General features: G+C 68.9%; 8 protein-coding genes. All 8 read left to right on the plus strand.

What is annotated here, in order from left to right:
* Positions 1–110: 110 nt before the first annotated feature.
* The 8 genes from AB0I34_RS23290 to AB0I34_RS23325 all read left to right on the plus strand — a co-directional run bounded on the left by AB0I34_RS23290 (position 111) and on the right by AB0I34_RS23325 (position 9187).
* Positions 111–1652 (plus strand): ABC transporter substrate-binding protein, encoded by a 1542-nt coding sequence (locus AB0I34_RS23290; protein ID WP_360448232.1) that lies wholly within the window; start codon positions 111–113, stop codon positions 1650–1652.
* Positions 1653–2591: an ABC transporter permease gene (locus tag AB0I34_RS23295; RefSeq protein ID WP_360448212.1), complete on the plus strand. Its 939-nt coding sequence runs from the start codon at positions 1653–1655 to the stop codon at positions 2589–2591.
* Positions 2592–2833: 242 nt separating this feature from the next.
* Entirely contained in the window at positions 2834–3490 is a 657-nt protein-coding gene (locus tag AB0I34_RS23300) for an ABC transporter permease subunit (RefSeq protein WP_360448214.1), read from the plus strand.
* Positions 3487–5289 (plus strand): ATP-binding cassette domain-containing protein, encoded by a 1803-nt coding sequence (locus AB0I34_RS23305; protein ID WP_360448217.1) that lies wholly within the window; start codon positions 3487–3489, stop codon positions 5287–5289. The genes AB0I34_RS23300 and AB0I34_RS23305 overlap by 4 nt, the downstream gene beginning before the upstream one ends.
* A complete protein-coding gene (locus tag AB0I34_RS23310; protein WP_360448220.1) occupies positions 5286–6332 on the plus strand; it encodes a pyridoxal-phosphate dependent enzyme in 1047 nt (348 codons plus the stop codon). Before AB0I34_RS23305 ends, AB0I34_RS23310 begins: the two co-directional genes overlap by 4 nt.
* 34 nt (positions 6333–6366) lie before the next feature.
* The gene (locus tag AB0I34_RS23315; RefSeq protein ID WP_360448223.1) at positions 6367–7179 is read left to right on the plus strand and encodes a DUF364 domain-containing protein; all 813 of its coding nucleotides are present in this window, start codon (positions 6367–6369) and stop codon (positions 7177–7179) included.
* Between the two features lie 77 nt (positions 7180–7256).
* The gene (locus tag AB0I34_RS23320) at positions 7257–8432 is read left to right on the plus strand and encodes an MFS transporter (RefSeq protein WP_360448235.1); all 1176 of its coding nucleotides are present in this window, start codon (positions 7257–7259) and stop codon (positions 8430–8432) included.
* Positions 8433–8506: 74 nt separating this feature from the next.
* Positions 8507–9187 carry a DUF1707 domain-containing protein gene (locus AB0I34_RS23325; RefSeq protein ID WP_360448225.1) on the plus strand — a complete coding sequence of 227 codons (681 nt, stop codon included), beginning with the start codon at positions 8507–8509 and terminating at the stop codon, positions 9185–9187.
* Positions 9188–9340 lie beyond the last annotated feature (153 nt).

Consider the following 9340-nt stretch of genomic DNA (forward strand, 5'->3'; position numbering starts at 1 on the left):
GCGGAAGTGACACGCCGTCACGGAGGGCAGTGGGTGGGTGGTGTCGGAAGAATGATGGCGTCGGGTTCGGATGCGCGCTGGATTTGACAATCGTTTTCACTAACGTGAGGATGTGGCGCGTGTCCGATGCTCTGAACAGACGCGGGTTCCTGGGGTTGGCCGGTGCGTCGGCACTGGCCGGACTGACCGGTTGCGGCGCAGATGGCGAGGCCGCTGCCCAACCGAAGAACGGCGGCCGGCTGCGGGCCGTGTACGCCGGTGGCGGTGCCAAAGAGGTCCTCGATCCGCACGTGCAGAGCCTGTTCGTGGACATCGCGCGGCACAAGGCGACGTACGAGAAGCTGGTTGAGCTGGGGTCCGATCTGAAGCCAGTGGGGCGGCTGGCCGAGAAGTGGGAGCACGACGGACAGGCGACGACCTGGCGGTTCAGCCTCCGGGATGCGACGTTCCATGACGGCGGCAAGCTGACCAGCGAGGACGTGCTCTACAGCCTCGCGCGGATCGCCGACCCGGCCGTGCCCGCGCGTGTCGCCCAGTCGTCGCTGGCGACCCTGGATCTGCGGCGCAGCCGGGCCGTCGATGCGCGCACGGTCGAGCTGACGTTGACCGCTCCGAACGCGGAGTTCCCTGCCCTGCTGGCGGGAATCGGGACCCAGATCGTGCGGGACGGATTCAAGGATCCGGCGAAACCGGTCGGAACCGGCCCGTTCCGGTTCGTCTCGTTCGAGGCCGGCCGCTCGATGATCGCGAACCGGTACGACGACTACTGGGACGAGCCGGCCCGGATCGAGGAAGTGCACATCCTCTCCGCCGACTCCGAGGCCCGGGCGAACGCCGTACACGGCGGACAGGCGGAGTACGCGAACGACATGACCGCGACCTTCGCGCGGACCGCGTCAGCTGGCAGGACGGTGCGGATCGTGGCCGCCAAAGCCAGCACGATGCAGGCGTTCGTCATGAAGGTGGATCAGCCGCCGTTCGACAACCCGGACGCGCGGATGGCGTTCAAGCTGCTCGCCGACCGGCAGCGGCTGGTCGACGTGGTGCTGGCCGGGCGGGGTGAGGTCGGCAACGACCTGTTCGGCAAGGGATATCAGTACTATCCGGCCGACCTGGCGCAGCGGGGGCGGGATGTCTCGGAGGCCAAGAACCTGCTGAGGAAGGCCGGGTTGGTGAACAAGGAGATCGAGTTCCTGACCGCGGATGCGTCGGCAGGGTTCGTCGAGTCGGCCACGCTGTTCGCGGAGCAGGTCGCCGAGGCCGGGGTGAAGCTCAAGGTGGTCCCGGGGAGTGCGCAGACGTATGCGAAGGACCTGCTCTCGAAGGGTGTCATCGGCAACCATCGATCCGGCGCGATGCCGATTCCGCAGTACGTCACGGATCGGCTGCTGAGTAAGTCGCCGTTCAACGTGACGCATTGGCGCAGGCCCGCATTCGATGTCGGGTTTGCGGCTGCGCAGCGGCTGACGGACGAGGGTGCGCGGTCGGCGAAGTACGGCGAACTCCAGGGGACGCTGCGGGATGAGGGCGGCATTCTCGCGTGGGGGCTGCCGGATTACCTGGTCGCGGTGTCGGCCACGGTGCAGGGGGTGCAGGCGGTGCCGCCGAACACCCTGGACTCCGGCCGGTTCGACAAGGTGTGGCTGGCCTGAATGCGGTGGTACGCCGGACAGCGGGCCGTGCTCGCCGTCGTTCAGTTGGCTGTGCTCTCGGTGCTCGTGTTTGTGCTCACTGCCTTGTTGCCTGGAGACGCGGCGGACATGCGGTTCACCGAGACGCTAACGCCGGATCAGGTCTTGCGGCTGCGTGCTGAGCTTGGGCTGGATCAGCCTTTGGTGGAACGGTTTGTCGATTGGTTCGGCAACGTGTTGAGGGGCGATCTGGGTACGTCGTTGATCAGCGGGGGACCGGTGGTCGACATCGTGAAGAGCTCGGTGGGGGCGACGCTGGTGCTCACGCTGGCCACGCTCGCAGTCGTCGTACCGTTGGCTGTTGCCCTCGGCATCGTGATGGGGACACGGGAGAACGGGCGGCTCGATCGGGTGATCACGTCGGTGACGCTGGCGTTGAGTGCGATTCCGGACTTCGTGATCGCGGTGCTGCTGGTGGCGGTGTTCTCGCTGAAGCTCGGGTGGTTGCCGGCGACGTGGATCGGCGGGTCATTGCTCGCTTCCCCGGTGTTGCTCGTGCTGCCGGTCGCGGTACTTCTTGGGCGGACGGTCTGCTTGTTGTCACGCCAGGTCCGTGCGGGGACGATCACGGCGCTGCGCGCGGAGTACGTCGTACAGGCGCGGCGGCTCGGGGTTCCGCGACGGCGGTTGCTGTTGCGGCACGTGCTGCCGAACGCCGCGGTCCCCGGGGTCCAGGAGCTGGCGCGGACCGGGGATACGTTGCTGGGCGGGGTCCTCGTGGTGGAAGCAATCTTCGCGATCCCCGGCTTCGCCACCGCCTTGGTAGACGGCGTCGAAACCCGCGATGTCCCGGTAGTCCAGGGCCTGACACTGGTCCTCGCGGTAGCAGCCCTCCTCCTCAACCTCGCCGCCGACCTGGTCTGCAACCGCCTGGTCCCCCGAACGGAACTACTCCGATGAACCGCGCTCATGGTCGCCGGCTCGGCGCCTCGCCCGCCCGGCTCGAGGCACCCGCCGCTCGGTGGCGTACGCGTGCCGCCGTTCTCGGATGGTCTCGTGCGGTCGGTGGGCGGGTGTCGGGTGTGGTGGCGGTGGGGTTGGTTGGGGTTCCTGTGGTGGTTGCGGTGTTTGGGCCTCTGGTGCGGGTCCGGGCCGAGCCTGGGTTGCCGTATGCGTCGGAGGGGGTTTTGGGGACGGATGGGTTGGGGCGGGATGTGCTGCAGCTCCTGCTGGTTGGTGGGCGGACGGCGCTGGGGATGGCGATCGGTGCGGTGGTGATCGCGTACGTGATCGGTGGTTTGATCGGGCTGGTGGCTGCGTCGACGCGGCACCGGTGGTTGGACGAAGGCTTGATCCGGCCGCTCGACGTACTGCTTCCGTTGCCTTCGCTGCTCGTGATCAGCGTGGTCGCGGTCGGCTGGCGAGCGTCCGCACTGGCGATCACTCTGGCGGTTGCCCTGGTCAACGTTCCGACGGTTGCCCGGCTGGTGCGGGCGGCCGCACTGGACGCTGCGAGCAGCCCGGTCGTCGAGGCTCTCCGCATGCAACGCGAGTCCTGGTTCACCATCAACCTGGGGTACGTCGGGCGCTCCGTCCTCGGCCCGGTCGCCGCCGACCTCGGCACCCGCATCACCCTCGCGGTCTTCCTGGTTGCCTCGGTCAACTTCCTGGGTCTGGGCCTGAGTCCCACCGCCCCCGATTGGGCCGTCAGCATCTCCCGCAACCGCGAGGGCCTCCTCCTCCAACCGTGGTCCGTCCTGGCCCCCGCCCTCCTCCTGGTCTCGTTCACGCTCGGCTTCAACCTCCTCGCCGACCGCCTCCTCCACCACACCCGCCGCCCCACCGAGGCGACCCAATGACCACCCCATCCACCGATCCGCCCGCCGACCGGCCCACCGATCCGCCCGCCGACCGGCCCACCGATCCGCCATCTCGTGGGCTGACCCACCCGTCGGTGGGTTTGCCCCCCGGAATCCGGCTGGCCAACCCCGCGTCTGCTGGGTCAACCCAGCAGACGCGGCAGGAGCCGGGTGGGCCGGGGCTGGGGGTGGTGGCGGAGCCGGGTGGGCCGGGGCTGGGGGTGGTGGCGGAGCCGGGTGGGACAGTGCCGGGCGTGGTGGCGCGGGTCATGGGGCTCGGGGCGTACGCCGGGTCCGCGGTGCTGGTGGATGGGGTGTCGTTCGAGGTGGTAGCGGGCGAGGTTACGGCGTTGGTGGGGGCTTCGGGCTCGGGGAAGACAACCTCGGCGCTGGCGTTGTTGGGGGAGGTTGGGGAGGGGGTTCGGCTGGAGGGAGTCGTGGAGGTTGGGGGCGAGGTTGTTGTTGACGGCAACGGGGTGACCACGGCGGCTGCCAGGGTTCGAGGGCGGGTGGTGGCGTACATGCCCCAGCATCCGGGGAGCGCGCTCAACCCAGCGCGGCGGATCGGTACGACGTTGCGGGAGCTCGAGGGGCTGCATCATCGTGGAGAATCCGTGGTCCCGGGAGCACTCAGGGCGGCACAGCTGCCGGGGGATCGCGAGACGTTGCGGCGGTTTCCGCATCAGTTCTCGGGTGGGCAGCGGCAGCGGGTCGCACTCGCACAGGCGTTGACGTGCCGCCCGGAGGTGCTGGTGCTGGACGAGCCGAGCACCGGCCTCGACTCGATCACCCGGCTGCAGTTGGTCCATGAGCTGAGGGAACTCGCCGCCGACGGACTCGGGATCTTGTTGCTGAGTCACGATCTCGACCTGGTTCGCGCACTCGCCACCCGCGTCGTGGTGCTGTCCGCCGGCCAGGTGATCGACTCCGGCGGTCCCGACGTACTCCCGCAAGCACCAGACCTGGAGCGATCGGGAACCACCAGCACCGGGCATCCGTTGCTCCAGGCAATGAAGCTGTCCGCGTCGCTGCGTCCCCGCGGCCGCGACCCCATCCTGCACGAGATCGACCTCGCCGTCCGCCCGGGCGCGTGCGTGGGCGTCGTCGGCCGTTCCGGCAGTGGCAAGACCACGTTGGCCCGCTGCTTGGCTGGCCTGCACGAGCGCTACACCGGCCGGCTCCTGCTCGACGACGAATCACTACCCGTCCTGCGCAAGCGATCACGCACCCAGACCCGCCGCGTCCAGTACGTCTGGCAGGAGGTCCGCGGCTCGTTCGACGAACGCCGTCCGGTCGACCAGCAAGTCGCCCGGACAGCCCAACGTCTCCGCGGTCTCGACCCCGAGCAGGCCCACGCCGAAGCCGTCGCCACCCTGGCCCGCCTCGGCGTCTCCGCGATGACCGCGGCCCGTACGCCGAGCCGCCTCTCCGGTGGTGAGCTGCAACGAGCCGCGCTGGCCCGGGCCGTCCTCGCCCACCCCGACGTACTGATCTGCGACGAGATCACCACCGCGCTCGACGATCACGGTACGGCGCTCGTCGTCGAGCTACTGACCGAGCTGAAAGACGGCGGCACCGCGCTGATCTGGATCGGCCACGACCTCGGCCTGGTCGCGGCGGTCTCGGATCACGTCCTGGTGGTCGACGCCGGTCGCGTGGTCGAGCAGGGACCACCCGCGACCGTGATGACCGACCCACGCCACGAACTGACCCGGCGGCTGGTGAGGGCCGCCTCGATCGGTCACCCACAATCTCCGCCCGTGCTGACACTCGACACGAGGAGCGAACCGCGCCGATGACGCGACTGCACGACCACCTGGCGGAGGCAATCAAGGACCCGGATCCGATCCGCGTCGGGGATCACCTGATCTGCCTGCGGTTCGAGACGATGAAGGTGTACTCCGCGCTCGGCGCCGTACGGCACCTGCTGGAGACCGGCGCGGTCCAGCCCGGCGACACGCTGATCGACAGCTCGAGCGGGATCTACGCGCACGCGCTGGCGCTGGCCTGTCACCGCTACGGGATGAGGTGCCACATCGTCGGCTCGACCACCGTCGACCGGACGCTGAAGATCCAGCTGGAGATCCTCGGCGCGACCGTCGAGCAGGTGCCGTCGTCGAACAACCTGCAGCTCGACCAGAACCTCCGGGTCCGCCGGATCGGCGAGATCCTGCGCGACAACCCGTCGTACCACTGGATGCAGCAGTACCACGACGACATCCACTACCTCGGGTACGGCGCAGTGGCGGATCTCGTGGCCGAACTCGTGCCGGCCGGTCCGCTGTGTCTCGTCGGAGGGGTCGGGACCGGCGCGTCGACAGGCGCGATCGCGGAGTACCTGCGCGATCGCGGCCGGGACGTGAACCTGGTCGGCGTGCAGCCGTTCGGCAGCATCACCTTCGGCGCCGGGCACACCCAGGATCCGGAGATGATCATCGCGGGGATCGGCAGTTCGATCGAGTTCCGCAACGTCCGGCACGAGCTGTACGACCGGCTGCACTGGGTGTCGTTCGACTACGCGATGTCGGCCGCGGTGGACCTGCTGCGGACGTCCGGGGTGTTCGCCGGCCTGTCCGCGGGCGCGGCGTACCTCTCGGCGCTGTGGGAACACAACTGCGACAGCAGCCGCAAGCACGTCTTCCTGGCCGCCGACACCGGGACGCGGTACGTCGAGTCCGCGTTCGCCCGGCACGCCGATGCCCGGCCGATGGAGTCGATGCGCCCGCGCGAGATCGACTCGCTGGACCAGCTCGCGGTGCCGTGGTCGGCGATGTCGTGGGACCGCCGGGAATCCGCGTGGACACGGCACGAGGAGTTTCCATCTGCGACTCCGTCGCATTAGTGTCTGGTCTGACCGACGACCGAAAGGCTGGCCGATGACCGCTTCCGTGGCTGCGCTCACCTCCTCCGTCCTCGCCGGTTCGCTTGGCCCGGATCCGTCGACGTTGTCTGTCACGAGCGCGTTCTGGTTGCACCACACGACTCGGCTGCCGGGGGCCGAGGTGACGTACCGGAACTACTACGTCCTGCTCCGCGTGGGCGAGGTGTTCGGTGCCTGCTCCTTCGAGGCGGGCGAGCTCGATCCGTCGTACTGCGCGGATGCGTCCGGGGTCTCGCTGGACGCGTTGATCGCGGATGGTCCGTTGCCGGTGAAGATCGCGGCGCTGGACGCCTATCTCGCCTCGGTGGAGCCGCATCATTCGGCGTCCGGAGCCGAGGAGATCGTGCTCCCCGCCGGTACGCCGGACATCCGCGCACGGGCCCGGGATGCGGCGGTCGCCGGGCTGCTCGACGTTCGACCGGGCTGGAAGGTTGCGCTGATCGGGGTGGTGAACCCACTCGTCGACGCGATCACCGAGCGAGGTGGGATCTGCCTACCCTGCGACTTCAACCTGCGCGAGACCGCATCCGGGCTGCTGGTGTCGCGTGACATGACCGAGGTCATCGATGCCGCCGACGCCGTCGTGGCGACCGGGATGACCTTGTCCAACGGGAGTTTCGACCTACTCCTGAACCGTTGCCGCCAGCAAGCGAAGCCGCTGGCGATCTATGCGCAGACCGGCAGCGCCGTCGTCCGCGCCTTCCTGGGCTCCGGAGTCACCGCCCTCTCCGCTGAGCCGTTCCCCTTCTCCCAGTTCAGTGCCCGCCCCACCACTCTCTACCGCTACCCCTCCAGGACGGATACATGAGCAGCCCTAGTCAGAACCCAGCGATCACTGCACACGTCGTCGGCGGGCGACCGGCAGACGTACCTGGGGACTTGTCGATGGTGCGGCGGTTGTGGCCGTTCTTGGTGGCTTCAGCGGTGAGTTTGATTCCGTTCACGGTCTTCGGGATGTATCTGGTGCCGATCGCGGCCGCGGCTGGTGGGGATGTGGCCGAGGTTGGAGGGTTGCGCGGCCTGGGTGGGTTGGCCGCGTTGGTGGTCGGGTTCTTGGTGGCGCCGTTGATCGACCGGTTGGCGCGGGAGTTGGTGGCTGCGGGTGGGCTGGCATTGCTGGGGATCTCGGCGGCACTTGGTGCTGTGGGCAACGTGTTCTCGCTGGCGGCGTTCTGTTTGCTGATCGGGGCATCCACTTCGATCCTGGCGCCGTCGATCGGTGCGGCCGCGGCTGATCGGTTCACGTCTCCGGCCGCGGCCGGACGGGCCGCGACGCTCGTGTCCGCGACTACCTCGATGATGGCGATGCTGGCTGCGCCGGTTCTCGCCGTACCAGGGCTGCTGTGGGGCTGGCGGGGCAACCTGCTCGCCGCATCGGTCGTCTCGCTGGCGTTGTCGGCCGCGTTCTTCTGGCGTGGTCGCGGCCGGAAGGCACCGCTGCGGGCCGGCGGCAGCCGGCGGATGAGCTACCTCACGACGTACCGCGAGCTGGCCAGGGTCCCTGGCGCCCTCCCGCTGCTGGTGGTCGCGATGCTTCGGACGGCTGCCTTCATGGGCTACCTGGCCTATCTCGCCGCCTTCTATGACGAGAAGTTCGACCTCGCCCCGGGCTGGTTCGCGCTCGTCTGGTCGCTGAGCGGCGCATCGTTCTTCCTCGGCAACCTCCTGACCGGCCGCTACATCGCGCTCGAACGACCGTGGATCGGCCCGGAGAAGATGCTGCTCATCGGCCTCGGCGTCGCGCTGACCAACGTCGCGCTCTTCTACTTCTCCCCGACACTCCCGCTGGCTCTCCTCCTGACCGCACTCCTCGGCGCCAGCCACGCGACCGTGGCCGCCTGCGTCACCACTCTTCTGGTCCGCCGCAGTGGAGACCTCCGCGGCTCGGCCCTCAGCGTCAACGCCGCCGGGATGAGCCTCGGCACGTTCCTCGGCGCGGCTATCGGCGGCCTCGGCTTGGGGCTCGGCGGCTACCCCGGCACCGCCCTGGCGTTCTCCGCGATCACGCTGATCGCAGTGCTGTTCGCCGTCCGAGTACGCCGTGCACCGACCCTGACCTGACCCCGGCGGTCAGGGAATCGATCCGGAAGATTCAGGCTCCGTTTCGGGCCTGTCTCGATATATCGTTCGGTCTTATGGAGAACCTGCCCGACCGCCAGAACCCGCATGCGCGGCTGCGCGCGTCCGACACCGATCGCGACCAGGTTGTCGACGTACTGCGGGAAGCCCTGATGTCGGGGCGGCTGTCTCAGGACGAGCATGCCGAGCGGCTGGAGCAGACGCTGCAGGCCAAGACCCTCGGCGAGCTCGAGCCGATCACCAGTGACCTAGTCATCCCAGGCGGGACGACGGCGCTGCCGACGCCGATGGCCCAGCCGGCCACGTCGAACAGCCCGGTCCCGATCGAGGAGCCGGCGAACCCGCAGGACAGCTTCGACACCATGCTGGCGATCTTCGGCGGCGGTGAGCGGACCGGCCGCTGGCGGGTGAAGCGCCGGACCAACGCGGTCGCGGTGTTCGGCGGGCACGACCTGGACATGACCGACGCGGTGTTCGAGGGCCGCGAGGTGACGATCTGGGCGTTCGCCGTGTTCGGCGGGATCGACATCACCGTCCCTGAGGGCGTCACCGTCCGCAACGAGGGCGTCGGCATCTTCGGCGGTTTCGGGGCCCGCGGGAGCGACGACCCGCATCCCGACGCGCCCGTCGTCGTGGTCAAGGGCCTGGCCCTCTTCGGCGGCGTCGGCGGTCAGTCCTCAGCCAAACGCCACAAGAAGCGCTTCAAGAACCACGGCCACGGCCAACTGGGGCATTGATCGCCGCAGCAATTCGGGTGCGGTCGGGTGCTCCGGCTCCTAGTGTCCTGAGTCGGAAGTTCGACGGCGCTTTCGGCGCCCAGGCACGCACCTCGCGGCACTTGCCCAGCGCCCACGATGCTCCGCATCGAGGCCACTGCTCAAGCACCCCGA

It is taken from the genome of Kribbella sp. NPDC050281, assembly GCF_040655855.1.
Taxonomy (GTDB): domain Bacteria; phylum Actinomycetota; class Actinomycetes; order Propionibacteriales; family Kribbellaceae; genus Kribbella.

Bases quoted from the DNA above. Each gene is read 5' to 3' on its own strand.
- AB0I34_RS23290 (WP_360448232.1), top strand. From the start codon at position 111: ATGTGGCGCGTGTCCGATGCTCTGAACAGACGCGGGTTCCTGGGGTTG.
- AB0I34_RS23295 (WP_360448212.1), top strand. From the start codon at position 1,653: ATGCGGTGGTACGCCGGACAGCGGGCCGTGCTCGCCGTCGTTCAGTTG.
- AB0I34_RS23305 (WP_360448217.1), top strand. From the start codon at position 3,487: ATGACCACCCCATCCACCGATCCGCCCGCCGACCGGCCCACCGATCCG.
- AB0I34_RS23310 (WP_360448220.1), top strand. From the start codon at position 5,286: ATGACGCGACTGCACGACCACCTGGCGGAGGCAATCAAGGACCCGGAT.
- AB0I34_RS23315 (WP_360448223.1), top strand. From the start codon at position 6,367: ATGACCGCTTCCGTGGCTGCGCTCACCTCCTCCGTCCTCGCCGGTTCG.
- AB0I34_RS23320 (WP_360448235.1), top strand. From the start codon at position 7,257: ATGGTGCGGCGGTTGTGGCCGTTCTTGGTGGCTTCAGCGGTGAGTTTG.
- AB0I34_RS23325 (WP_360448225.1), top strand. From the start codon at position 8,507: ATGGAGAACCTGCCCGACCGCCAGAACCCGCATGCGCGGCTGCGCGCG.